Origin of the sequence: Bacillus sp. FSL H8-0492 (genome assembly GCF_038006145.1) — a bacterium.
Lineage (GTDB): Bacteria > Bacillota > Bacilli > Bacillales > Bacillaceae_G > Bacillus_A > Bacillus_A mycoides.
In genome coordinates this window covers 3,258,114-3,283,914 of record NZ_JBBOUP010000001.1, presented here as the reverse complement: position 1 = coordinate 3,283,914, position 25,801 = coordinate 3,258,114, and the positions used below count along the sequence as shown (strand labels likewise).

Sequence of the window (25,801 nt, the reverse complement as noted above, 5' to 3'; positions counted from 1 at the left end):
TATTTCACATTTTTTTCACAAATGATTCACGAGAACTTTTCTTCTTAGGAAACTTACATAAATATATTTTATGATATAATAACAATCGACTTTAAAAATGTAAGTTGTTTTAATTAAAGTAGCTGCTATTATATTAGAAGTTTAAAGGTGGGGAGAAAGAAAGCGTCAGGTTGTATAAAAAAATACTTAATCAGGTTAATATTTCGTCAGGGAATCAAACTAGGAAGTATAAAGTAATGAAAGTGTAGCGAGAAAGAAGAAAGAAGTGAAATGATTGTGAAAGTAATACGAAGGTTAGGGGCATGGCTATTAATTGCGTGCGTGTTTATTATATTCATACCAAAAAGCACATCCGCTCATGCGTACGTTGTGAAATCAAATCCTACTGAAAATGAAACGTTGAAGAAAGCACCATCTATTGTGAAAATTGAATTCGATGAGGACATACAAGTTTCAAGTTTTAATACATTGTTCGTAAGAGATACCTCAGGTCAAAGAGTAGATTTAAAAGATGCTCATATTGATACGAAAAACAAAAAATTATTAGAAGCTGGGTTAAAAGAGAATCTCAAAAATGGTCTTTACTCTATTCAGTGGAAAGCTATTTCAGCTGACGGGCATCCGATTCAAGGAGTTATTCCATTCCGGATTGGATTAGCAGAAGCGGGAACAGACGATATACAAGTAGAAGAGATGGGCTATGTTCCGCAAATCGATATGATCATGGAACGTGGGGTTCTATATACAAGTTTCTCACTATTTTTAGGAGTTCTATTCTTTAATCTTATTATGTATAAAGGGAATGCAACCCCAGTTCAATCAAGGAGTAAGAGAATAATATGGATATCATTATTTGGGATATTCATTAGTTTGCTTTTCAATTTACCGTTGCAAGCGAAAATAAATGCTGATGTTTCATGGCTAGAAGCATTCGATCCTTTATTATTAAAAGAAACATTACAGCTATCTGTTTTTGGGTATGTATGGATCACTCAAATGGCTCTTATTAGTACGCTTATGATTGTTACATATTTTGCAGTGAAGAGTGAGAGGCTTTCGTCGTTTAAAGTATGGAGCATTCCAATTGTATTATTTATTGGGTTACTTGTTATGAAAGCCTTCAATAGTCATGCATATGGATTAAAGTTTAAAGAAATTGCTGTCGTTATGGACTTTCTGCATTTATTCGCAGCTTCGTTATGGATGGGGGGGCTATCATCGATTGTTCTTCTGTTACGTAAAGAGGATGACAAGTGGACTATGTATTGGGATGCGATTAAGCGTTTTTCGCCATGGGCAACAGGTGCTGTCATTGTGATTTTATTAACGGGTCTTTTTAACAGTACATTTTTTATTCCCACGATCCATTCCCTATTTGATACGAAGTATGGATTGGCCTTATTAGCAAAGATACTTTTATTCGTGTGTATGGGGATATTGGGAATTATTCATTATGTGAAAGGGAGAATGCGAGCGCAGCAAAGGTTAGGAGCTACGGTGAAAGTAGAGTTTATCATTGGAATTATCGTTTTCGTAATCGTAGCTTTTATGACAAATGTACAAACGCCGCCGATGCCTCCTACGGGACCTTTTACAGAGAGTAAACAATTAGATAATGGATATGAACTTACTTTACATGTAAGTCCTAATAAGGTAGGACAGAATACATTTCATATTACTTTGAAGGATGAGAATGGACAGCCTGTTACTGATATGGAACAAATTGTATTGACGACTCAATCTTTAGATATGAATATGGGCAAAGGTTCATTTAAAGTTTCGGCAGTGTCACCGGGAGAATATGAAGCGGAAGGTATGTATATTAACATGACAGGAAACTGGAATATACAAGTTCACGGATTAACAAAATCTCTTGATAGTTTCGATACGGATTATAAATTTATTGTAGGTGGCAGATAAAAAAGACGTTATAAATGAAAAGGAGTTTATACAAAATGAAACGTATAAAAAAATTAGGAACAACAATGATCGCAACAATAATTGCAATGGGAATTTTTTCGTTACCTGTTAGTGCTCATGTGACTGTAAAACCAGCAACGTCTGACGTTAGCTCTTGGGAGACTTATACAATAAAGGTACCTGTTGAAAAGAATATGGCAACAACAAAAGTCACACTGAAAATACCGTCTGGAGTCGAGTTTCAACAGTACGAGCCAGTGCCAGGGTGGAAAGTGGAAGAACAAAAAGATGCAGCTGGAAAAGTTAAAACTGTAATATGGGAAGCAACAGGAGAAGGGATTTTACCTGGTCAGTTCCAACGATTTACTTTCGTTGCTAAAAATCCAGATAAAGAGCAACAAATAGCTTGGAATGCATATCAACAATATAAAGATGGAGAAATTGTTGAATGGACAGGCGATGAGAAAGCTGAGAAGCCCCATTCACTTACTACGATTGCAAAAGGTACATCATTAACAGGAGAACATGGTGAAGTATCTAGTGTGGAAAAAAATGAAGGCACAAGTAATATGCAAACAATAGCAATTGTCTTATCTATTTTAGCGATTGTATCTTCGGTGGGTACGTGTATTTTTGTAGTACGTCGTAAAAAGTAGGGAACATTGAAAGGTCTCATTGAAAGTAATGAGACCTTTGTTAATAAAATTTTGAGATTAAGCAGCTTCAAGGGGGGATTAGAGCTACAAATACAACATGGTTTATTAAGATAAGGAACTCAATTGACTGTCATTACTTCTTCTGGTAGGTTATCGTGCTTAAGCCAGTTTTCAATTAAAGTATTAAATAGTTGGGGATTCGCTAAAGAGATTCCATGACCGACTTTAGGAATAATAATACCTGTGCAATTAGGATTGCCTTCAAGGATTTCAGTCATCGAGTCTTTCATGATTCTTTTTTCCTGTTCTCCAACAGTCACTAATATATTGCTACTAGCATTCTCGAAGCTTTTTGGTATTGTAAACGACATATTTTCTTCTAATATCCTCACAAATGTATTTTTACTTATTTGACAACTGTCATGATAATAGTTATCAAATTGTATTTCATCTATGTACATTGATTTTGCTTGTATTTTGGAAAACGTCTTACTCTTTATAAGTGGGTAGGTTAAGCCAAGGGATCTTATTAATGTTTTAGCGAAAGGAATTGGTTTAACTAATGCGCTATTTATCATAGCGTATTGAATTAAGTTTGGTTTCATGCTGAGCATTGCAATTAATACTTGAGCACCTAACGAAAAACCGATTACTATAACAGTTTTACCTTTTCCTTTTTCTTCAACTAATTCAATGATTTTTTCAGCACTAAAGTGTATTGAAAAATGATCCTTACTACTATTTTCCCCTTGCTCGGGTAAATCAGGAACAAGGCAGTGAAAGTTAGTGAAATGTTTAATTTGTTTGTCCCACATCCATCCACTGACTCCGCCCCCATGAATAAAAACCATAAGTGGAGAGCTTGAATCTCCAAATTCTTTATACTGTAAAACCATATAATTCCCCCTTATGATTAGAATTGTTAGTCCATCCATATGTATTAGAGATAATATTTTCTACTTAATTATCATCATACAATAAAAAAGAAAAATTTTCCTTTTGCTAAGATGTTAAGTGACTGTACTCATAAAATGGTAAAAAAGAAAGAGCCTACAAGTGGTAGACTCTTTCTCATATCTATTTATTTCACTTCAACTTGCTGCCTTATAGCAAGTGTTTTCGGCTTTATATTTACAAAACAAATACTTACGATAATAAATAAAAGTCCGATGAATAAGCTAATTGTAATGGCCTCATGTAAGAAAATAGAGCTTACAATAATAGCGATCAGTGGGATAAGGAACGTATAAGCCCCAACTTTACTTGCCTCACCAGCTCCTACAAGTGTAAAGTAAGCGAGCCATCCCATTGCAATAACAAAGAACGAGATGAATAGTAGTACACTTACAAATGGTATACTCCAAGCGATGTTAGACCAGCTCTCAAATTCTGAACCAAATCCGATTAAGCAAAGTCCGCCAATAATAAGCTGAAGTGTTACCATCCAAATGGCATTAACGCGGTGTCCAGTTTTCTTAATAAATACTGTGCCGAGTGCCCAGCCGATAGCGCACCCTAAAGCAAGTAGTACACCGATAATAGAAATATGTCCAGTTAAACTACTAGAGCTAATAACCCCAACACCAATAAATCCAAGAATAAGTCCGAAAATTTTCAAGCCGTACATAGATTCTTCAAGCCAAATCCATGAGAAAATGCCGAGTAAGACAGGTTGGAGAAATACGATTGCGGAGAAGAGTCCGGCGGGCATATACTGAAGTCCGACAGTTTGTAGTCCGTAAAACAAAATAATATTGAGTAAAGATGAAATAAAGTATAAATGCCAAGTTGCCTTTAAATTTAATTGTTTGTATTTCGGTAATGCGAAAGTAAGTAAGATAAATCCTCCTATTAATGTTCTAATCCCTGCAAAGAGTACGGGTGGTGTGTAATGCAGAGCGAATTTTGATAACGGCCAATTAATTCCCCACATAATAACGAGAAATGTAAGGATTATGGCAGTCTTAGTTCGAGAAAGCTGTGTCACTGTAATCCCTCCTTGTTGTATTCCATTTCACTATGATATGATATCGACTATGATAAATAAAATGAATCTTTTTTATAAGGAGTATAAGTGATTAGTTATGACCATTACACAACTTCAAGTTTTAATTAAAACGGTTGAATTAGGGAGTTTTACGAAGGCTGCCGGGATGTTAAATATGACACAGCCAGCTGTAAGTCATGCGATTTCAAGCATTGAGTCAGAGTTAGGAGTTACCATTCTTATACGCGATAAACGAAAAGGGCTAATCGTTACGGATGTTGGAAATAGAATTCTTGTACATATTAGAGAAATCTTAAACGGCGTTGAGAAGATTGAACAAGAAGTAGCGATGGAGAAAGGGCACGAAGTTGGGACGATTCGAATTGGGAGTTTTCCGAGTGCTTCTGCACATTTCTTACCCAAAATGATAAATCTTTTTAAGGAGAAGTATCCGAACTTAGAAGTCGTTCTTTGTGAAGGCACGATTAAAGAAGTTGAAGATTGGTTAGTATCGAGGGTTGTTGATATAGGAATTGTTATTTTGCCTAATAAAGATATGGAGATCGTGCCCTTAACGAAGGGAAAAATGGTTGTTGTCTTAAGAGAGGATCATCCTCTTTGTAAGAACGATTCTATTACAATAGGTGATTTAGAGAATGAACCGATCATATTATGTAAGGGTGGGTACGAACCACCCATTATCGATATGTTTAAACAAGCGAACGTACCACTTCGGGCTGAATATATAATTTCCACAGTTACAACAGCTTTAAATATGATTCAAGAAGGATTAGGAATCGCAATTTTGGCTGAGTTATCTTTAACGAGTTTACCAAAGAATATACAAACGAGAGAATTGGAACCACAAGTATGGAGAGAAATTGCTTTAGCTGTTCCTTCATTAAAGGATTCTTCAATCGCTGTGCAGCTATTTATTGAAGAATTTCAAGACTTGTTTGCAGAATAAGAAGAGGTGTCTCATATATTGTAATGGGGCACTTTTTTATTTGCTTTAAAAAATTTGTAAAAAGGATTGACTTATATTCCCGTTGTAACTATAATGATTACATCGAGGTGGTAATCACAATGAAAATTAGTAGCCGCTTTTCTATAGCTGTTCATATTTTATCTATTTTGAAAAACAATCCATCTTCAGTTTGTACTTCGGACTATATGGCCGAAAGTGTAAATACAAATCCGGTAGTAATTCGAAAAATAACGTCTTACTTGAAACAATCTGGATTTGTTTACGTAAATCGCGGACCAGGTGGCGCGGGATTATTAAAGGATTTACATGAAATCACATTATTAGATGTGTATCATGCAGTGAATGTAGTGGAAGAAGATAAACTATTTCACATTCATGAAAAACCGAATCCAGACTGTCCAATTGGGGCGAATATTCAAGCTGTTTTAGAGGTTATTTTAGTTCAGGCGCAATCTGCGATGGAAGAAGTGTTGAGAAATATTACGATGGGGCAGTTATTTGAATCTTTACAACAAAAAATGAATGCATAATATGATAATTGCAAGTCTCTAAAAGAGAATGCATATTTTTTTCTTGAAATTGTAACTATTTTGGTTACATCTAAAAATAAAAAGAAGGTAAGGTGCAAATAATATGACTGTGAAAATGAAAGTATACTCAGATTTTATATGCCCGTTTTGCTTTTTAGCAAAAGGTCCATTAGATGAAGTAGCGAAAGAGAAAGATGTAGAAATCGAATGGATGCCATTTGAATTGCGTCCAAGTCCATATTCTAAAATAGATCCTTGGAACGAGCCAGATAAGTTAGGTTCATGGGATGCTTTCATTCTTCCTACTGCAAAAAAATTAGGGGTTGAAATGCGTCTGCCCCGCGTTTCTCCGCATCCATATACACATTTAGCTTTTGAAGGGTGCCAATTCGCGAAAGAGCGTGGACTTGGAAATGAGTATCATCACCGCGTATTTACTGCGTTTTTCCAAGAAGAGCAAAACATTGAAGATATTGATGTATTAACGAAATTAGCGGTAGAAGTAGGGCTTCCTGAAGCTGAATTTAAAGATGCTTTAGTAACTCGAAAATATAAAGAAAAACATCAAGAAGCAATTCAGCATGCATATGATGAAGCGAATATTATGGCGGTACCAACTGTCATGATTGGTGATGAAGTCATTCAAGGGCTTGCTAGTAAAGAAACGCTAGAAAGAGTAATTGATAAAGAAATCGAAAAGGATAAAACAAATTCATTTGAAGGTATGCAATGTAAGACGGATGGATATTGCTAATTCGTTTTGCATGAAAGAATCAAGTTGATTTGTTTAAATAAAAATAATAAAACATATATTTGGAGGAATTAAAATGTCAGCAACTACAACAAACTTAAAAGAAGCAATCGTGAACCGTCGTTCAATTCGTAAAGTAACAAAAAGCGATGCAATTACGAAAGAAAGAATTGAAGAAGTTTTAAAAACAGCTTTACATGCACCAACATCTTTCAATATGCAAAGTGGCCGTATGGTCGTATTAATGGATGGAGAGCATGAAAAGTTTTGGGATATCGTAAAAGAAACGCTTAGATCACGCGTACCAGCAGAAAACTTTGAAGCGACTGTAGAAAGACTAAAAGGCTTCCATGCAGGTGTAGGAACAGTACTATTCTTTGAAGATCAAGCAACAGTAGAAAAAATGCAAGAAAATGCACCATTATATAAAGATCAGTTCCCATTCTGGTCTCATCAAGGAAATGCAATGCTACAACATACTGTATGGATGCTATTATCGGCTGAAGGAATTGGAGCGTCCTTACAACATTACAATCCAATTGTAGATGCTGAAGTGAAAGCAACTTGGAACATTCCAGCAGAGTGGAGCTTAGTAGGACAAATGCCATTTGGCGAACCAAATGAACAGCCAGGAGAAAGAACATTCTTACCTACTGAAGATGTAGTGAAATTTTATTAAAAAATACAATTCAAAATCAAAATTAAAAAAGGTTAGATAAATGAAAGGACAGTACATATTAGTCATATATGTACTGTCCTTTCCTATGTAATGTTTAAACTCGATTGTGGAGAATGTTACTGCAAGAACAATTTCCACCATATGAATCGATGTCTTTCCTTACAATCAATAATCTATTATGTTTATTTTTTTGAAATGACAGTAAACATCCCCGTCATGTTTGGTGAGTAATCTTTAAAATCATATTTTTCATAGAACGATTCTTTACCTTGTGATGCAAACAAACCGACAAATGCCTTATCAGGGGCATTCTGATTTAAGTATTCAACCAAAATATGCATGATTTCTTTCCCGATTCCATTTTTCTGATAATCTGGATGGACTACTATATCTTGAATATAGAAATAGATAGCCCCATCACCAACAATTCTCCCCATACCCACAATTTGTTCATTATCCTTGACTGTGATGCAGTGAACAGAATTCTTCAGTGATGTTTCCACCACTTCAAAATTCATATAATTAGTCCATCCCACAGACTCGCACAAATATTTGTACTCTTCCAATGTTGGAATGTTATTTTTAAACTCATATTTTTTCAAAATGTATCCTCCAAGTTCTCAAATTCAACAAGTATAATAAATTCGACATTTTTCTATCTATTCCTCTTACGCAACAGAACTCCTTTTAGTTATTGAATTTAGTGTAGTTTCCTTATTTGTATTTGTGTTAATTTATAAGAGTTTAGGGAAGAAATATAAGAAATAATCCGGTGAGAAAGGAAGTAGAAAAATGAATGATGAGAAAAAATATACAGTGGTAGGTACTGATGTTGATGAAGTGAAACGTTTAAATAAAAATTCAGGATTAACATATAATCAGGTGAAGGAATTGTTAGCAAAGCAAATGCAAAAAAAAAGTAATTAGATTGAAATCTTTCATTTTTTCATTTAGCATTTTGATTGGAGAGAGTTAAGTAAAAGGTAACTCTCTTTTTTATATAAATGAGCAACTTTTAGAGTGGAGGAAGCAACATGAAAAAATGGGTAAAGATAACGTTGTCTATCGCCGGAGGTATTGTTCTATTGGCGTGTGCCGGAGGATATTACGTGTATAAAAATTATTTTTCAAAGGAACCTGAGCGTATTGTATATGATAAAGACAGAGTGTTAAAACCGATACATAATCAGCTTAAAGGGATCGACATAGATAATATAAAGATAAAAGAAAAAGAAGTTGTAAATGCGACTGTGGATGAGCTTCAAAAAATGGTCGATGATGGAAAGTTGTCATATGAAGAATTGACGAGTATTTATCTTTTTAGAATACAAGAACACGACCAAAGTGGAATATCATTAAATGCTGTTACAGAGATTAATCCTGATGCGATGGAAGTAGCACGAAAGTTAGATAAAGAGAGAGCGTTAAATAAGAAATCGAACTTATATGGCATTCCTGTCATTGTAAAAGATAATATACAAACGGAAAAAGTGATGCCGACAAGCGCAGGAACTTATGTATTAAAAGATTGGATTGCAGATGAAGATGCGACGATCGTGAAGAAGTTGAAAGAAGAAGGTGCTTTTGTTTTAGGAAAAGCGAATATGTCTGAATGGGCAAATTATTTATCTTTTACAATGCCAAGTGGATATAGTGGGAAGAAAGGACAAAATTTAAATCCATACGGTCCGATTACGTTTGATACATCGGGATCAAGTTCTGGATCTGCTACAGTAGTTGCAGCAGATTTTGCACCGCTTGCGATTGGCACAGAAACGACTGGATCAATTGTAGCACCAGCATCTCAGCAATCAGTAGTTGGATTACGTCCATCTTTAGGTATGATTAGTAGAACTGGAATTATTCCGTTAGCTGAAACGCTTGATACTGCAGGGCCTATGGCAAGAACGGTAAAAGACGCGGCAACGTTATTTAATACAATGGTAAGTTATGATGAAAAAGATGCTATGACAGAAAAAATGAAAGATAGAGATAGAATAAATTATACGAATGATTTATCGATAGATGGATTAAAAGGGAAAAAGATAGGGATTCTTTTTTCTGTAGATCAACAAGATGAAAATAGAAAAGCAGTAGCAGAAAAGATTAGAAAAGACATTCAAGATGCAGGTGCGATATTGACTGATGATATTCAGTTAAACAGCGAGGGTGTAGATAATCTGCAAACATTAGAATATGAGTTCAAGCATAATGTTAACGACTATCTTTCGAAGCAAAAAAATGTGCCTGTAAAATCGTTAGAAGAGATTATAGCGTTTAATAAAAAAGATAGTAAAAGACGAATGAAATATGGACAAACATTAATTGAGGGCTCTGAAAAATCTGCTATAACGAAAGGTGAGTTTGAAAAAGTAGTTCAAACGAGTCAAGAAAATGCAAGAAAAGAGCTAGATAGGTATTTAGTAGAAAAAGGTTTGGATGCTCTTGTGATGATTAATAACGATGAAGTTCTTCTATCAGCTGTGGCGGGTTATCCAGAATTAGCAGTGCCGGCAGGGTATGATTCTGATGGGCAGCCGGTAGGCGTAGTGTTTGTTGGGAAACAGTTTGGTGAAAAAGAACTTTTTAATATTGGATATGCGTATGAACAGCAATCTAAAAATAGAAGATCTCCTAAAATATAGAGTTGATAAAGTAGTTTTTAGAAAAGTATTAGATAAAAAAATCCGACAATAAAAAAGAAAAAAAGGATTCTTTCCAATTAGTAAGAAAGATTGTCTATAGAAGTTCATAAAATGTAATATATCCGATTTCCATCCATTGAAGGGAGAGGTTAATTTTTAATGAATGAAGTGAAAAATTTCTTTCGAAGTAGAGGGTTTCAACGGTTTCTCGTTTTAATAATATTAGTGCTTGTATTATATGGATTAAAAAGTATGATTAATTTAATATTAATTACGTTTATTCTCACGTTTTTGATGGATCGATTTCAAAAGTTTATTTCAAAAAAATTGAAAGTAAATAGGAAAGTGGTTATTGCTGGTTTATATATTGTGTTAGTGACGTTTATTGTAACTACACTATATAAATATTTGCCTGTACTAACGATACAAATTTCACAATTAATTTATCAATTTAAATTGTTTTTTCAAAACCCACCTGATAACGAGATAATTAAATATGCACTTTCGACAATTAATGGAATGGAAGTATCAAAATATATCGAACAAGGTGTAGATGTCATTTATCAATCGATAGCAAACATAGGAAAAGTCAGTTTACAAATACTACTTTCTCTTATTTTAAGCTTATTTTTCCTATTAGAAAAAGAACGCATTATAGCATTTACTTCGAAATTTAAAGATAGTAAGCTGAAAATTTTTTATGAGGAGATTGCATATTTCGGTGAAAGGTTTGCAAGATCGTTCGGAAAAGTGATTGAAGCACAGTTTCTAATTGCGGTTGTAAATTGTGTACTCACTGTAATTGCACTTGTCATTTTAGGATTTCCACAGCTTCTTGTATTGGCTGTCATGGTCTTTCTACTCGGTTTGATTCCGGTTGCTGGTGTTATTATTTCCTTGTTTCCACTTTGTATCATTGCCTATAACGTCGGCGGGGTTGTGTATGTTGTTTACATACTAGTGTTCATTACAGTAATCCACGCTCTTGAAAGTTATTTATTAAATCCAAAATTTATGTCTGCAAAAACGAATTTACCTGTTTTTTATACATTTATGATTCTTATCTTTTCAGAGCATTTCCTCGGAATATGGGGGCTTATTATTGGGATTCCAATCTTTATCTTTTTATTAGATGTACTTGATGTAAATAATGATGAACCGATTAAAGATAATAAGTGATAGAAAATGACCGATGTTTTCTCTTGATGAAAACATCGGTCATTTATTATTTTTTCTTTGGAGGAGGTAGTTTAATAAAGGTATTTGCAATTAACGCTATAATAACAGCAGCAAAAATAAAGACTGCGATTACACCAACTCCCATACCTGCCCATCCTCCTATAAGGAAGATACTTATCGGTATTGCTAACAAGCTTAAAATAATTAGAATCAATCCGAGATTCTTATCATATTTTGTAGTTGGAAATAGCGTTCTGATGATTAAGAAGAGGAAAAGTATTAAGGATGCTACAGCTAGCAAGAGGATTGCAATCGTCCAAGAATCATTCATGAAATCACTCCTTTTTATAGATAATATTACAGTTTAAATTGAGGGGGAACTATAAAAATATAAAAAAGCAATCCAATATAAATCGGATTGCTTTTTTGATTGAAAATATGATTAAAGAACAGGAGCCATTGTTTCTTTCAATACTTGAACAGAGTGATCGAATTTTAATTCTTCCTCTTCACTTAGTTCAACTTCTAAAATTTCACGAACACCGCCGCGGTTTAAAACAGCAGGTACGCCAATATAAACATCTTGTTGGCCGTATTGACCTTCAAGGTATGCTGATACAGTTAATACGCTGTTTTCGTTGTTTAAGATTGCTTTCGTGACACGTAAAAGTGACATGCCGATACCGTAGTATGTAGCACCTTTTCGTTCAATAATATGGTAAGCTGCATCACGCACGTTTATGAAAATATCATCTAAATCTTTTTGGTTATATGTGTTGTCTTTTTCAAGAAGCGTTTGTAGTTTTTGAATACCAATTGATACGTGACTCCAAACAGGAAGTTCTGTATCACCGTGCTCTCCGATAATATAAGCGTGAATGTTATGAGGTCCAATATCGAAGTACTCACCTAACATATAGCGGAAACGAGCAGAATCAAGAGTTGTACCAGAACCGATTACGCGTTCTTTCGGTAATCCAGATTCTTTCCAAGTTACGTAAGTTAAAATATCTACAGGGTTTGTTGCGATTAAGAAGATACCGTCAAAGCCGCTATCCATAATGCTACGAACAATTTGCTTGAAAATTTTAGCATTTTTCTCAACTAAATCTAAACGTGTTTCACCTGGCTTTTGTGGTAATCCAGCTGTAATTACAACAAGATCTGCGTCTTTACAATCTTCATAACTACCTTTCCAAACCTTTGTTGGAGCTGGTGCGAAAGGAACGGCATGGCTTAAGTCCATTGCTTCTCCTTCAGCTTTTGCTTCATTTACATCAACTAAAACAAATTCTTCAGCTACAGCTTGGTTAATCATACAGTAAGCATAACTACATCCAACTGCTCCTGTTCCTACTAATACAACACGGTTAATACCTTTTTTCATTTCAAAATTCCTCGCTATTTCATAAATTTTATTATGTAAGATAATACGTCTTACTTCTATAGTTTCATATCTATTTTATTACATTTTATAAAAGATATTCAAGTGATTGAAAATGTATCCACTCAATTACTTGAATGAAACATAGGAATCCTGTTAAACGAATATAATTCAGTAAAATCCTTCGTAAAAGGGGAATTGGCATGGGGAATCCATTATCGATGGAACAAATGCTTCAAATTGTTCATGAAGGGCTTGCCAAAACGAATAACCCCAAACGGATTACAGTTGCCGGTGCAGGGATATCTGGATTAGTTGCAGCATCTTTATTAAAAGAGGCTGGGCATGAGGTAACGATTATAGAAGCAAATAAGAGAATAGGTGGCAGGGTGTATACGATTCGTGAACCATTTAGTGCAGGATTATATTTTAACGCAGGTCCTATGCGTATTCCGGATACTCATGATTTAACTTTAGCCTACATTCGTAAATTTAAACTACCGTTAAACCTTTTTATTAATAAAACTTCTTCAGATATAATTTATACGAATAACAAAAGAACGAGATTGGATGTGTTTGAAAAGGATCCAAGTGTACTTGGATATCCAGTTTTAGATAAAGAAAGAGGGAAAACGGCAGAAGGGTTAATGTTAGAGGTATTGGAACCGATACTTAATTATATTAAGAAAGATCCTGATAAAAACTGGATTATTGTTGAAAAAAAGTATAAAACATATTCGCTCGCTTCATTTTTAACTGAGTATTATTCAGATGGAGCAATAGATATGATCGGAGTACTTCTTGATATGGAAGCATACATGGGAATGTCTTTAATTGAAGTATTACGCGAAATGATCTTTTTCACTTCGACGACGAAATATTATGAGATAACGGGCGGGATGGATAAATTACCAAATTCATTTTTACCAGAACTAAAGGATAATATTTTTATGTCATATAAAGTAGAAAAAATTATACAGGAAGATAATAAAGTAATGTTGCAAGTAACCCATGAACATACGTTAGAGCAATTTATAGTAACGGGTGATATCGCTATTGTCACAATTCCATTTTCAGCTTTGCGATTTGTAGAAGTTCAGCCATATCATTTATTCTCTTATTATAAAAGGCGGGCAATTCGTGAATTAAATTATATTGCTTCAACTAAAATTGCGATAGAGTTTAAAAGTAGATTTTGGGAAAGAGCAGGACAATATGGCGGTAAGTCAATTACAGATTTACCTATCCGCTTTACATATTATCCGAGCTACGGCATTCATACACCAGGGGCGGCTATCGTTTTAGTGAGTTATACGTGGGCAGATGAGGCGTTAACGTGGGATAGTCTCTCGAATAGAGAACGTATTCGTTATGCGTTGAAAAATTTAGCGCAAATATATGGAAATGTGGTTTATAGTGAGTATGTTGCGGGAGAATCTTTTAGCTGGAGTCAAAATCCGTATTCTTGTGGAGCATTTACAGCTTTTGAACCAGGGCAAGAGCTTGAATTGTTTCCATATATTACGCCGCCAGCGGGTAGAGTGCACTTTGCAGGAGAACATACGACATTAACACATGGATGGATGCAAGGAGCAATAGAGTCTGGAATTAGAGTTGCTCATGAAGTGAATGGAAAATGAAACGATAATCTAGCAGTTTTGTTTACAAATAGGTATTCTTTTAATAAAATGATAAATATAAATCGTAATAATTACGCTTTGAAGAAATTTGAAGTAGAGAAATGGATGGTCGGTCGAATGAGTAAAGTAGAAATTCATATATTAGGTGGTTTTTTAGGTAGCGGAAAATCAACATTACTGCAAAATTTATTATTAGCAGAAAAGAAGAAAAATCGAAAAGTTGCAGTTTTGATGAATGAAATCGGTGAATACTCGGTAGATACAGATATTATTGGAAAAGAGAATGTGTTAAGGGAACTTCTGAAAGGATGTATTTGTTGTACGTTAAAAGAAGAGCTTGAAATTCAATTACATTCTTTATATCAACAAGAAAGACCAGATGTAATTTATATAGAAACAACAGGTGTCGCACATCCAATTGAAGTGTTAGATGCATGTGTATCACCAATTTTAGCTCCTTTCCTTGAAGTGAAATCTATAGTAGTCGTATTAGATGCAGTAAGATGGTTAAACCGAAGTATATTAAGTGCAAATGTACAACAGCTATTACATGAGCAAATGAAATATGGAAGTCATATTCTTATTAATAAATCAGATTTATTAACAGATTCGGATAAGAACAAAGTACTTGAAGACGTAAAAGCAATAAATAATCATGCGAAATTGTTTGAAACAAAGTATTGTAATATATCTTTAAAAGATATAGAAGAAGCTGAATTTGTGAGAGATGGAGAACATGAGACACTACATGTCAAACAGCATTTACATATACAAACGATGACGTATCAATTTACGAAATCGATTGATCAAGATAAATTATACGAATGGCTTTCGAATTTACCAGATAGTATTTATCGCGTAAAAGGATTTGTGAAATTCCATGGAGATAAATACCCGCATCTATTCCAATATTCGTTCGGGGTACCGACTTTACTGGAACAAGACTTCGGTTTCCCGACAAACTTAGTAGTAATAGGAGAAGGATTAGATAAGAAGCAATTGGTTGAGGGGTTAGAGAAAGTCGAAAATAATTAATCGGTTTTTCTAATCATTTTTTAGGTAAGCTGCAAATAATTGACTTAATGAATTAAGTTAATTATTTGCAGCTTTTTGCGTGATGATTACTGTAATGAAACAGTAATTTCATTTGAACAACGGAATATATATTGATTGTATGTCCGTTTCCATTTAATAGGAAGGTGATTATAGATTTGTGCCGAATGTAGAGGTTACTACAAGAGTTTTCCATTACCAATTTTAAAGTCATGATTACGGACAGGGGAATTTGGCGTGTTTGATTCTATCAGAAAGTAAAGTATGGGGAGGATCACAATGTCGATGAAAAAACGTAAATGGCTAAGAACGGTGGTTACTGGTTGTGTTTTAGGGTCATTATTAGTAACAGTAGCTTGTTCGGGAAAGAAGACAAGTACAGAAGATGAAAAAACGATTAAGGTAGGGGTTCTTGCTTCGTTAACAGGTCCATTAGAATCGTATGGAAAACAAACAGTGAACGGGTTTGAATTAGGGTTAGATTATGCAACTGGTGGAACTGGGAAAGTGGAAGGGAAGAAGATTAAGTTTGTTGTAGAAGATACGGAAACGAAAGCCGATGTAGCGGTTAAGAAAGCTACGAAATTATTAGAAGAAGAGAAAGTTGATTTTTTAGTCGGATCATCTAGTTCAAGTGATACATTAGCAGTTTTACCACTAGCTGAAGAGTATAAAAAGATTATGGTTGTAGAACCAGCAGTTGCTGATAGTATTACCGGGAAGAACTGGAATAAATATATTTTTAGAACAGGTAGAAACTCTTCGCAAGATGCGATTGCTGGGGCTGCCTCAATTGCTAAAAAAGATGTAAAGATTGCGACGTTTGCTCCAGATAATGCTTTCGGTCGTGAAGGAATTGCAGCATTTAAAGCGGGAGCAAAGAAATTAGGTGCGAATATTGTAAACGAGCAATACGCGGATACGAATTCAACTGATTTCACTGCAAATATTCAAAATATTATTAGCTCAAAACCAGATTATTTATTTATCGTTTGGGCAGGTGCGAATTCACCATGGAAACAGTTGAAAGATATGAATGTGGAAGCGCAAGGTATTAAAATTTCTACTGGTGCACCTGATATACCAGCATTAAAAACGATGGATGCGCTAATAGGGATGCAAGGGTTTTCTGTTTATTATCACTCACTTCCAAAGAATAAGGTGAACGATTGGCTAGTAGAAGAACATAAAAAACGTTTTAATGGTGCTGTTCCAGATCTGTTTACAGCAGGAGGAATGTCAGCGGCAATTTCTATCGTCGAATCTTTAAAGAAAACGAAGGGCGATACAGATGTAGATACACTTATTAAGAAAATGGAAGGGATGGAATTTGAGACACCGAAAGGAAAGATGAAATTTAGAGAGAAGGATCATCAAGCATTACAAACTCTATATTCTATAACGCTGAAAAAGCAAGATGGTGTTGATTATCCAGTACCAGTGTTAGAGAGAGAATTAACGATGAAAGAGACAGAACCATCAATTCAGAATAAATAGACTGAATTTTCTGTTGTCTTTATATAAAGAGGGAATACCCTCTTTATACTTGTTTCTTTCATAAACATGGCTTTCAGTGGGAGGGATTTTATGACACATTTGTTAGAGACGAAAAATCTTTGTGTATCTTTTGGGGATCATCATGTTATTAAGGATGTTAATTTAACGGTACAAAAAGGAAAGCTCATTTCAATAATTGGACCGAATGGTGCTGGAAAGACAACGCTATTCAATTTACTAAGTGGACAAATTTCTCCAACAAAGGGTGAAGTATATTTTAAAGGACAAGAGATTACAAATTTATCAATTTCGGATCGTACTCGATTAGGAATTGGTCGTTCTTTTCAACTTACAAATATATTCCCAGAGTTAACGGTACTTGAAAATGTTCGTTTAAGTGTTCAATCATTTGTGCAAGATTACTATAGTTTTTTTCCGAGTTCGGCAAAATTTAAGCAACAAGTTGGAGAGGCGAGACGTTTCTTAAAAACAGTATTACTTCACGAGAAAGAACATGTATTAGCGAAAGATCTAGCGCATGGGGAAAAACGAAAGTTAGAGCTTGCGATGTTATTAGCTTTAAAAACGGATGTGTTACTACTTGATGAGCCGACGGCAGGTATATCAGTTGAGGAGGTACCGGCTATTTTACAAGTGATTGAAAATATTAAGAAACATCCAGAGAGTACAATTGTACTTATTGAACACAAAATGGATATGGTACTAGGTTTGTCAGACCATCTTATCGTTTTATTCCATGGAGAGTTATTGGCTGAAGGTTTGCCCGAAGAAATGATGAAAGATGAGCGTGTACAAAGTGCTTATTTAGGGGGATTATATAGTGGCACTATTACAAGTGAATAATATAGAGACGTATTTAGATCAGTTTCATATTTTACAAGGAGTATCTCTTACTGTTGAGAAAGGAACGATTACTGTACTGTTTGGAAGAAATGGGGCAGGGAAGACTACGACATTACGTTCGGTTATGGGATTTCACCATATCGCACATGGTGAAATTTATTATGATAGTACACAAGTAAATGGATTATCTACACATTTAATTTCAAGGAAAGGAATAGGGTATGTACCAGAAAATCAAGGTATTTTTCACGACCTGACAGTAGAAGAAACATTCGCTCTTGCTAGTGGGAAGGGAGAAGAAGCGGAAGAAAAAATAGACTGGATGCTTGAATTATTTCCAGATTTAAAGCAATTTTGGCACAAAAAAAGCGGACTCTTAAGCGGAGGGCAAAAGCAAATGCTAGCAATTTCAAGAGCATTTATTAATAGTGATGGTTTATTACTTATTGATGAGCCAAGTAAAGGCTTGTCGCCCATTATGATAGAAAAATTAATGATAGCCATTTTGAAAATGAAGGAAAAAACGACTGTTTTACTTGTTGAACAAAATTTTATGATGGCTAGTCAAATCGGTGATTATTTTTACATTATGGATAATGGGCGCATTGTGCATAACGGTTTCATGGAGGAACTGCGAGAGGATAAGGAAACATGTCATAAATATTTAGGTATTTCTTAACATTGATACGGGGGGATAGAACGTGGATGTGCTAATTAACTTATTTGTAAATGGCGTTTCGACAGGGATGCTTATTTTTTTATTAGCGTCTGGTCTATCACTTATTTTCGGTTTAATGAGCGTACTAAATTTTGCGCATGGCGGTTTATTTGCATGGGGAGCATTTACAGGCGTTTGGTTATTTAATATGACAGATAGTTATTTATTAGCGCTAATTGGGGCAGTCGCTATGGGTATGTTCCTCGGTTTCATTTTAGAAAGATTTCTTATTAGACCAGTGTATGGAAACCATGTGCGGCAGCTACTCGTGACACTCGGAGGAATGCTCGTTCTTAGCGAGTGCATCAAAATATTTTGGGGTCCTAATCCAATTGCTGCAAAATTACCGTTATGGCTTCAAGGCAGTTTTACATTTGGAGGAGTTATCTTAATAAAATATCGCCTATTCGTTATTTTAGTTGGGATACTAATTTACATCGCTTTACTATTGCTGCTGAAAAAAACAAAGATAGGACTTATGATTCGCGCTGGTGTAATGGATAAAGAGATGGTTCAAGCTCTCGGAATTAACGTAAAAGCGATATTCTCGTTTGTTTTTTTATTAGGAGCAGGGATGGCGGCGTTAGGTGGTTTTCTACTAGCACCATATTCAGGAGTTATTTTTGCTGAGATGGGTATGCAGTACGCAATTTTAGCTTTTATAGTAGTTATTATTGGCGGATTAGGTAGCGTACAAGGTTCAGCGCTAGCATCTTTAATTGTCGGATTAGCCGGTGCTTTTACAGCGTATTTTTTGCCAGATTTATCTCTTGCAATCAATATGTTAATGTTACTATTTTTCTTAATAGTGAAGCCAACGGGACTTGTTGGTGAAAAGGGGTGAAATGGTGAACAGCACATCAAATCGAATTAAAGTATACTTCGGAGTATTTATGCTCATTTGTTTAAGTGTATTTCCATTCGTAAATGATTCACGGAGCTTGTTAATTTTGTTCACTCAAATCTTCATCTTTGCTATTTTTGCAATGAGTTTTGATGTATTACTTGGATATACAGGAATTGTATCATTCGGCCATTGTATGTTCTTTGGAATAGGAGCATATGGGGTAGCACTTTTATTTGATCGACAAGGAGTATCCGTAACGAACTTTTTAATAGGGATAGTAGCTGCAATTATCATTTCAGCAATTGTTAGTTATATAATCGGTTTGCTTTCTTTACGGCTGAAAAGTCATTTTTATGCAATGTTAACGCTCGCTATTTCCCAGCTGTTTTTTGTACTTGCTGAAAAATGGCGTTCACTGACTCACGGAGGAGATGGATTTACATTTCGTGTACCAGATATATTCCGTGATCGTTTTACATTTTATTATGTAACACTTATATGTTTAATCAGTATTTTCATTTTGTTACGCCTTTTCACAAAATCTTCAATTGGGAAAGTATTAAAGGCGATTTCACAAAATGAACAACGAGTTGAAGCACTTGGCTATAAAGTTCTTCATTATAAAATTATTGCTAGTGTTGTTGCAGGAGTAGTTGCAGCGATTAGCGGTGGTTTATTTGTTATCACTTTACGCTTTGTTAATACAACTGTATTTTCAATTGAAATGACGTTAAATGCATTATTGATGACAATGATTGGTGGCGTTGGAACGTTAATCGGAGCAATCGCTGGAGCTGGGATTATTGAATCATTGAAATATTATTTATCCGAATTAGCGACGGAATATCCGATTTTTGAACGATGGACGATCATTCTTGGTTTATTATACATTATCGTGCTACTAGTTTTTCCGAAAGGGTTAGTTGGAACAGTTAAGAAGTTGAAGAATTTTAAAAGAAGTAAGAAGGAGAAGAGTACAGGGGGGGAGCAGAACGTGTGAAATAAGTCTTCAAGATGGAAAGGGATGTCCTAGTAGTTAAACATATTAACTAGGTAACATCCCTTTTTATTTTATTAGGCCGTACGATAGTATATGAAGTTATATTAGCGATTCGACAAGGGATATCTATTTACCCGTAAAATACGACAAGTGTAGCCTCTTTATTAATTAAATAGTTCACCTGGAATCACTTTATCTAAGTCTCGAGTTGTAAAGAAGTTAATAGGTAGTTTTTCAACCGCGACATTTTCAACTGGAACTAATTTATCATTTCTAATCGGTAAAAAAGCTATCCCATTTCCCTCAACAATAAACTCTTCAATAAGCGAATAAGAATCTAACTGTTGAAGTTGATGCTGAGATAGATTGTTTTCTTTTAGAAATTGTATTGTCATATTTCTAAAAGGGCACTTTTTATCGTTACTAACAAAGAAAAGTTCTTTTGAAAAGTCAATGTTACACTGTTCTTTCGCTTTTAATAAGCCTACAGAAATTGAAGTGGTGAATACTTTTTTAAACGCTGCGTCGGGATAATCCTCATAGGTTATGACCATATCAACTTTTTGTTGCTGTAGTAGTTTTTGTAAATGGCTACTACTTTCTATATATATTTGATAATTCCTGAAATTTTCTTTAATACGCATACTTAAATAATTAGTCAAAATAGATTGTGACGTCGCTATTACATAAGAAGATGCACTTGTTTTAATTTCATCTTTGGCTTCTTCTAAAAGAGCTAATATTTTATTCGTGTAGTCTAATAAAATGTCACCAGAAGGTAACAGGGAGACACCTTTGTTATCTCTATGTAGTAAAGGCGTTTCTAATTTTTGTTCTAATTTTTTGATTCGCTCAGTTACATTTGGTTGTACATAGCCTAGCTCTTTAGCGGCTTTACTAATAGATCCTTCGTTAGCTACAGTTTTAAATATGATAAGATCATTTATTTCCATTCATTTCAGCCCCTTATACGGTATCATTATAAATGATATCAAACATAATTTATACCTATTTTACGTCAGCCGATCATCGGTTTATCATTATATATATAAGATCGAAAGTGAGTGATAAACATGATTGGTATGCAATATAAGGTCATTTTGCCAAAAGATTATGATATGGGGACTATTAGAGAAAGGGTGAAAAAGAATGGTTATAAAACGGATGGTTTTCAAGGGTTGAATTTTAAGGCTTATTTAATTGCTGAGGCAGGTAAGGATGGGGGTTTCCATAATTGTTATGCACCTTTATATATTTGGAATGGTCATGAAGGGATGAATAAATTTATCTTTGAAGGGTATTACGATAATATTTTGCAATCGTTTGGGTGGCAACAAATAAATATAGGTGTTCCATTAGTTGTTAATTTAAGTAATGATTTTAGAAAAAGTAGATATGCTGTTGAATATGCAGGGAATATTTCTCAAAGTAAATCGCTGATTGGGACGCAATTAAATAAAGTAAATGAAAATGTGCAAAACATAGAAAAATGTTTAGGGAATGTAATAGTTTATAATCCGGATAAGTGGGGATATAGTCAATTCAGTTTTTATAAGGAAAAGCCTGAAATAGATGTAATGGGCGATGTTACTATTTATGAGATTTTACATATTTCACGAGGATATGTTGTTGAATGCTAAATTAAGAAAAAGGAATGAAAATCTATGCCTTTTGTGAACGTTTATTATCATGAAGATATATTAAATAAAGAAGAGTTGAAAAAGATAGGTGAATGTATCCATCTTGCATTAATTGAACATTTTAACATCCCTGAAAATGATTATTTTCAAATATTTTTACCTTATCAACAAAATCAATTTTTGTATAATCCATATTATTTGTTGGAAAGAGGAGAAATGAGAACTGAGAATATGATTCATGTTTCTATTACATGTGGACCTGGAAGAACAGTGCAACAGAAAAAAGGTTTGTATCAATCTATATCCTTTGAAATTTCAGCATGTTCTAATGTGAAAGTTACTGACATTTTTATTACATTACATGAGACAGCTGCTGAAAACTGGTCATTTGGTCAAGGGATGGCACAATTGGTAAAAATGAAGGGAGCAAAATGATGAATGAACCAATTGAATTTTATATTCCAAAGAAAATGAGAGAAATAGCACCTGTATTTTCTCATTATAGTGAAGAGATATTATTTGAGGAAGTGTGGCGGGATGCCACTTTAACATTAAGAGAAAGAAGCTTATGTACATTGTCGGCACTAATCAGTCTTGGTAATACAGAACAATTATCATTTCATCTGAAGCTAGCTAAACAAAATGGGATAATGGAGAATGAATTAATTGCATTAATAACACATATGGCTTTTTATGTTGGTTGGCCAAAAGCTGTGTCAGCTTTAAATATAGCAATGAATGAAATGGAAAGTTAAGAATAATGATTTTGGGAGGTATTTTTAACATATTTCTACTTGCATTACTATCACTTGAGTGGTAAAGTGATAGTAAGATCAACGCTAGGAAGTGATGAAACATGCGTGAAAATACGATAGGATCGTTAATATGGCTACGTTTAATACGATTTACGAACCAAAGTAATCAAATGTCAAATGAGTTTTTAAAACGTTTTGATTTAACAACAGCCCAATTTGATGTGCTTTTGCAAATACGGACTTATCAGCCATTAACACAAATGGAGTTAGCAGAAAAGGTTACCGTTACACAAGGCGGTATTTCTCGAATGTTAACACGTCTTGAAAAAGAAGGATATATTATACGAAAACAAGATTGGAAAACGAAAACAATTAGTCTTACAGAGCAAGGGGAAGCGGCTTTAGAAAGAGCATTGCCAGAGCAACTTGCATTTCAATCATCATTTTTTGATGATGTATTAAATGAAGAAGAGCAGAAAATACTATACGAGTTGATGTCAAAAGTTCATAAGCATAGTGAAAAAAAAGAATTACCGAATGAGTAATTTTTTTTACTTAATCAATTGACTAATCAAGTGATAAAGAGGAGGAAGTTTTATGTATACAATTCCAGGACATCACCACATTTCTATGGTGACTAAAAATGCGAAAACGAATAATAATTTTTATCGAGATGTTTTAGGATTACGCCGGGTGAAAAAGACAGTCAATCAAGATAATCCATTTATGTATCATTTGTTTTATGGTGATTTAACAGGGAGTGCCGGAACTGAATTATCATTTTTTGAAATGCCGAATGTAGGTAGAACAATCCGTGGTACAAATGCAATAACACAAATAGGCTTGCTCGTACCTTCAATAGAAAGTCTTACATTTTGGAAGAGACGTTTTGAGTCACTCCAGGTGGCGCATGGGGAAATTACAACTTACGCCGGAAGAGACGCACTGCACTTTGAAGATCCAGATGGTCTACGGTTAGTGCTGTTAAATAATAAAGATGAAGAGGTGCCTGAATATTGGACTGCATGGGATGAATCTTCTGTAGAGCAGAATCATCGTATTTTAGGCATGGGAACAGTTGAAATGACAGTGCGCAGTTTAAATAAATTATCAAAAACATTAACAGGTTTGTTTAGTTATAAAGAAGTATCTCGTTCAGACGATGAGGGGATTTATCAATCTATTGATGGTCAATCTTTTGGAGAAATTTTGGTGAAACAGCAAGATGGAGAGAGTGAAAGACCAGGAAAAGGAAGTATTCATCATTTAGCTATTCGTGTGAAAAATGATGAAGAACTGAGTTATTGGAATGAAGCGGTGAAAGATAAAGGGTTCCAATCAACAGGGATTATCGATCGCTTTTATTTTAAAAGTTTATATTTCCGTGAGTCAAATGGCATTTTATTTGAGATTGCGACGGATGGCCCAGGATTTACAGTAGATTCAACAGTTGAAGAATTAGGAAAAGAGCTGGATTTACCACCATTTTTAGAAGAGAGAAGAAAAGAGATTGAAGAGAAATTAATACCGCTTTATTAAAAGGGAGAGAGCAACTATGGAAAAATACCGTATTGATACAAGTAAGGGAATTGAATTTGGATTATATTCAATTGGAGATCATATTTTAAATCCGCATGATGGTTCGAAAATAAGTGCAGAAAAAAGAATTCATGAACTAATTGAAACAGCTAAGTTAGCAGATGAAGCTGGAATTGATGTGTTTGCTGTCGGTGAAAGTCATCAAGCGCATTTTACAACGCAAGCTCATACTGTTATTTTAGGAGCTATTGCACAAGCTACGAAAAACATTAAAATCGCGAGTTCTGCAACAGTATTAAGTACGTCAGATCCGGTTCGTGTATATGAGGATTTTGCCACAATTGATTTAATTTCTAATGGTCGTGCTGAAATCGTTGCTGGTCGCGGCTCTCGTATTGGGGGATATAGTTTACTTGGTTACGATGTAAATTATTATGAAGAACTATTTGAAGAGAAGATGGATCTTTTATTAAAAATAAATAAAGAAGAAAGTGTAACATGGAAAGGGCAGTTTAGAACACCACTTGAACATGCGGCAATTATACCGAGAGCTAAAAATAACAATATGCCAATTTGGCGTGCTGTTGGAGGACCGCCTGCTAGTGCAATTAAGGCAGGACGCGCAGGTGTACCAATGATGCTTACGACACTTGGTGGCCCAGCTGTTAATTTTAAAGTTTCGGTTGATGCATATCGTGAAGCAGCTGAGCAAAGTGGTTTTGATCCAGCAACATTACCAATTGCGACAACAAGTTTATTTTATACAGCAGAAAATTCACAAGATGCACTTAGTGAATATTATCCTCATATTAATGCTGGTATGCTTGCGCTACGCGGTGGTGGGTATCCAAAACAACAATTTACTAACGCAGTAGATCACCGTGATGCGTTAATGATTGGTAGCCCGCAACAAATTATTGAAAAAATGCTTTATCAATATGAATTATTTGGACAGCAACGTTTTATGGCACAGATTGATTTTGGCGGTGTACCATTTGATAAGATTGAGAAAAACATTGAATTAATTGCTACCGAAATTATGCCGGCTGTTAGAAAATATACAACGAAATAATGATTAAAGTACCGGGAATATAATTTATTCTCGGTACTTTTTTATTTAGTCTGTTTGAAAAATGACAAAAAAACGAATTTTATGTCTAGAGAAAGGGGAGTTTTTTTCTATTTGTGAATAACAATATTGTTGATTTGAATTTTGGAAATACATTTTTCTCTTGACAAAAATCTAACGTGTTTTCAGGTTTGATTCGAGGACATTTTTCAAGGGGAAAGTCAAGCGTATGAAGAGAAAAACATAATAACAATTGATATAAGAGTGTGTTGTATGTTTGAAAAGTACGTTTTTAAAATGTGAGAAATCAAATTCAAAAAAATTACAAAAGACATATTTCAGACAAAATCCTGTCAATAATACGTCAAAAATCACCTGAATTTATTATGTAAGTATATTATACAATTCGATTAACGAATAAAACACTACTGAAATAGTGAAAAGGTAAATCGTATGAAGA

At 34.5% G+C, this 25,801-nt stretch carries 28 protein-coding genes; 22 read left to right on the top strand and 6 right to left on the bottom strand.

The window, feature by feature from the left end:
• The first annotated feature begins 270 nt into the window (after positions 1-270).
• A complete protein-coding gene (locus tag MHH66_RS16925; protein WP_078184726.1) occupies positions 271-1,920 on the top strand; it encodes a copper resistance CopC/CopD family protein in 1,650 nt (549 codons plus the stop codon).
• Positions 1,921-1,955: 35 nt separating this feature from the next.
• Positions 1,956-2,576, top strand: coding sequence for a YcnI family copper-binding membrane protein (locus MHH66_RS16920; RefSeq protein ID WP_016094264.1), 621 nt, complete (start codon positions 1,956-1,958; stop codon positions 2,574-2,576).
• A gap of 119 nt (positions 2,577-2,695) precedes the next feature.
• On the opposite strand, the gene MHH66_RS16915 is transcribed toward MHH66_RS16920, so the two are convergent.
• Both MHH66_RS16915 and MHH66_RS16910 read right to left on the bottom strand, forming a co-directional pair.
• Entirely contained in the window at positions 2,696-3,472 is a 777-nt protein-coding gene (locus MHH66_RS16915; RefSeq protein WP_063217796.1) for an alpha/beta fold hydrolase, read from the bottom strand.
• Positions 3,473-3,657: 185 nt separating this feature from the next.
• Positions 3,658-4,563, bottom strand: a complete 906-nt coding sequence (locus MHH66_RS16910) for a DMT family transporter (protein ID WP_063217795.1) — start codon at positions 4,561-4,563, stop codon at positions 3,658-3,660.
• Between the two features lie 97 nt (positions 4,564-4,660).
• On the opposite strand from MHH66_RS16910, the gene MHH66_RS16905 reads away from it, so the two are divergent.
• The 4 genes from MHH66_RS16905 (at position 4,661) to MHH66_RS16890 (ending at position 7,511) form a co-directional block, all read left to right on the top strand.
• A complete protein-coding gene (locus tag MHH66_RS16905) occupies positions 4,661-5,530 on the top strand; it encodes a LysR family transcriptional regulator (RefSeq protein ID WP_002012297.1) in 870 nt (289 codons plus the stop codon).
• A 119-nt stretch (positions 5,531-5,649) separates the two neighbouring features.
• Positions 5,650-6,081 carry an Rrf2 family transcriptional regulator gene (locus MHH66_RS16900; RefSeq protein ID WP_063217794.1) on the top strand — a complete coding sequence of 144 codons (432 nt, stop codon included), beginning with the start codon at positions 5,650-5,652 and terminating at the stop codon, positions 6,079-6,081.
• 103 nt (positions 6,082-6,184) lie between these two features.
• Positions 6,185-6,835 (top strand): DsbA family oxidoreductase, encoded by a 651-nt coding sequence (locus MHH66_RS16895; RefSeq protein WP_063217793.1) that lies wholly within the window; start codon positions 6,185-6,187, stop codon positions 6,833-6,835.
• A 73-nt stretch (positions 6,836-6,908) separates the two neighbouring features.
• Positions 6,909-7,511, top strand: coding sequence for a nitroreductase family protein (locus MHH66_RS16890; RefSeq protein ID WP_002064868.1), 603 nt, complete (start codon positions 6,909-6,911; stop codon positions 7,509-7,511).
• Between the two features lie 182 nt (positions 7,512-7,693).
• On the opposite strand, the gene MHH66_RS16885 is transcribed toward MHH66_RS16890, so the two are convergent.
• Positions 7,694-8,113: a GNAT family N-acetyltransferase gene (locus MHH66_RS16885; RefSeq protein ID WP_002126872.1), complete on the bottom strand. Its 420-nt coding sequence runs from the start codon at positions 8,111-8,113 to the stop codon at positions 7,694-7,696.
• 190 nt (positions 8,114-8,303) lie between these two features.
• On the opposite strand from MHH66_RS16885, the gene MHH66_RS16880 reads away from it, so the two are divergent.
• The 3 genes from MHH66_RS16880 (at position 8,304) to MHH66_RS16870 (ending at position 11,335) form a co-directional block, all read left to right on the top strand.
• The gene (locus MHH66_RS16880; protein ID WP_002012306.1) at positions 8,304-8,438 is read left to right on the top strand and encodes a hypothetical protein; all 135 of its coding nucleotides are present in this window, start codon (positions 8,304-8,306) and stop codon (positions 8,436-8,438) included.
• A gap of 107 nt (positions 8,439-8,545) precedes the next feature.
• Positions 8,546-10,156: an amidase family protein gene (locus MHH66_RS16875; RefSeq protein ID WP_063217792.1), complete on the top strand. Its 1,611-nt coding sequence runs from the start codon at positions 8,546-8,548 to the stop codon at positions 10,154-10,156.
• 159 nt (positions 10,157-10,315) lie between these two features.
• The gene (locus tag MHH66_RS16870; protein WP_002031308.1) at positions 10,316-11,335 is read left to right on the top strand and encodes an AI-2E family transporter; all 1,020 of its coding nucleotides are present in this window, start codon (positions 10,316-10,318) and stop codon (positions 11,333-11,335) included.
• Positions 11,336-11,381: 46 nt separating this feature from the next.
• Here the strand turns inward: MHH66_RS16870 and MHH66_RS16865 are convergent, their stop codons facing one another.
• Both MHH66_RS16865 and MHH66_RS16860 read right to left on the bottom strand, forming a co-directional pair.
• Positions 11,382-11,666 carry a YesK family protein gene (locus MHH66_RS16865; RefSeq protein WP_063217791.1) on the bottom strand — a complete coding sequence of 95 codons (285 nt, stop codon included), beginning with the start codon at positions 11,664-11,666 and terminating at the stop codon, positions 11,382-11,384.
• Positions 11,667-11,777: 111 nt separating this feature from the next.
• On the bottom strand, positions 11,778-12,722 hold the full coding sequence (locus tag MHH66_RS16860; protein ID WP_002064875.1) for an L-lactate dehydrogenase: 945 nt from the start codon (positions 12,720-12,722) through the stop codon (positions 11,778-11,780).
• A 200-nt stretch (positions 12,723-12,922) separates the two neighbouring features.
• On the opposite strand from MHH66_RS16860, the gene MHH66_RS16855 reads away from it, so the two are divergent.
• The 7 genes from MHH66_RS16855 to MHH66_RS16825 all read left to right on the top strand — a co-directional run bounded on the left by MHH66_RS16855 (position 12,923) and on the right by MHH66_RS16825 (position 20,338).
• A complete protein-coding gene (locus MHH66_RS16855; RefSeq protein WP_002135727.1) occupies positions 12,923-14,359 on the top strand; it encodes a flavin monoamine oxidase family protein in 1,437 nt (478 codons plus the stop codon).
• Positions 14,360-14,476: 117 nt separating this feature from the next.
• Positions 14,477-15,394 carry a CobW family GTP-binding protein gene (locus MHH66_RS16850; RefSeq protein WP_170972649.1) on the top strand — a complete coding sequence of 306 codons (918 nt, stop codon included), beginning with the start codon at positions 14,477-14,479 and terminating at the stop codon, positions 15,392-15,394.
• A gap of 297 nt (positions 15,395-15,691) precedes the next feature.
• Positions 15,692-16,909: a substrate-binding domain-containing protein gene (locus MHH66_RS16845; protein WP_044444543.1), complete on the top strand. Its 1,218-nt coding sequence runs from the start codon at positions 15,692-15,694 to the stop codon at positions 16,907-16,909.
• Positions 16,910-16,999: 90 nt separating this feature from the next.
• Positions 17,000-17,773 (top strand): ABC transporter ATP-binding protein, encoded by a 774-nt coding sequence (locus MHH66_RS16840; RefSeq protein ID WP_016103178.1) that lies wholly within the window; start codon positions 17,000-17,002, stop codon positions 17,771-17,773.
• The gene (locus MHH66_RS16835) at positions 17,751-18,452 is read left to right on the top strand and encodes a branched-chain amino acid ABC transporter ATP-binding protein (protein ID WP_060752047.1); all 702 of its coding nucleotides are present in this window, start codon (positions 17,751-17,753) and stop codon (positions 18,450-18,452) included. Before MHH66_RS16840 ends, MHH66_RS16835 begins: the two co-directional genes overlap by 23 nt.
• A 22-nt stretch (positions 18,453-18,474) precedes the next feature.
• Positions 18,475-19,335 carry a branched-chain amino acid ABC transporter permease gene (locus MHH66_RS16830; protein ID WP_002141340.1) on the top strand — a complete coding sequence of 287 codons (861 nt, stop codon included), beginning with the start codon at positions 18,475-18,477 and terminating at the stop codon, positions 19,333-19,335.
• A gap of 49 nt (positions 19,336-19,384) precedes the next feature.
• Positions 19,385-20,338, top strand: coding sequence for a branched-chain amino acid ABC transporter permease (locus tag MHH66_RS16825; RefSeq protein WP_078184797.1), 954 nt, complete (start codon positions 19,385-19,387; stop codon positions 20,336-20,338).
• A 164-nt stretch (positions 20,339-20,502) separates the two neighbouring features.
• Here MHH66_RS16825 and MHH66_RS16820 read toward each other — a convergent pair whose 3' ends face one another.
• Complete coding sequence (locus MHH66_RS16820; RefSeq protein ID WP_078184727.1) at positions 20,503-21,291, bottom strand: LysR family transcriptional regulator; 789 nt, start codon at positions 21,289-21,291, stop codon at positions 20,503-20,505.
• 120 nt (positions 21,292-21,411) lie between these two features.
• On the opposite strand from MHH66_RS16820, the gene MHH66_RS16815 reads away from it, so the two are divergent.
• The 6 genes from MHH66_RS16815 (at position 21,412) to MHH66_RS16790 (ending at position 25,344) form a co-directional block, all read left to right on the top strand.
• Complete coding sequence (locus tag MHH66_RS16815; RefSeq protein WP_078184728.1) at positions 21,412-21,978, top strand: DUF4865 family protein; 567 nt, start codon at positions 21,412-21,414, stop codon at positions 21,976-21,978.
• A 24-nt stretch (positions 21,979-22,002) separates the two neighbouring features.
• Positions 22,003-22,413, top strand: a complete 411-nt coding sequence (locus MHH66_RS16810; protein ID WP_002126897.1) for a tautomerase family protein — start codon at positions 22,003-22,005, stop codon at positions 22,411-22,413.
• Entirely contained in the window at positions 22,410-22,733 is a 324-nt protein-coding gene (locus MHH66_RS16805) for a carboxymuconolactone decarboxylase family protein (RefSeq protein WP_234803725.1), read from the top strand. Before MHH66_RS16810 ends, MHH66_RS16805 begins: the two co-directional genes overlap by 4 nt.
• A gap of 101 nt (positions 22,734-22,834) precedes the next feature.
• The gene (locus tag MHH66_RS16800) at positions 22,835-23,278 is read left to right on the top strand and encodes a MarR family winged helix-turn-helix transcriptional regulator (RefSeq protein WP_002012331.1); all 444 of its coding nucleotides are present in this window, start codon (positions 22,835-22,837) and stop codon (positions 23,276-23,278) included.
• Between the two features lie 52 nt (positions 23,279-23,330).
• A complete protein-coding gene (locus tag MHH66_RS16795) occupies positions 23,331-24,272 on the top strand; it encodes a ring-cleaving dioxygenase (RefSeq protein WP_002126899.1) in 942 nt (313 codons plus the stop codon).
• 16 nt (positions 24,273-24,288) lie between these two features.
• The gene (locus tag MHH66_RS16790; RefSeq protein WP_002031331.1) at positions 24,289-25,344 is read left to right on the top strand and encodes an LLM class flavin-dependent oxidoreductase; all 1,056 of its coding nucleotides are present in this window, start codon (positions 24,289-24,291) and stop codon (positions 25,342-25,344) included.
• The last annotated feature ends 457 nt before the right edge of the window (positions 25,345-25,801 follow it).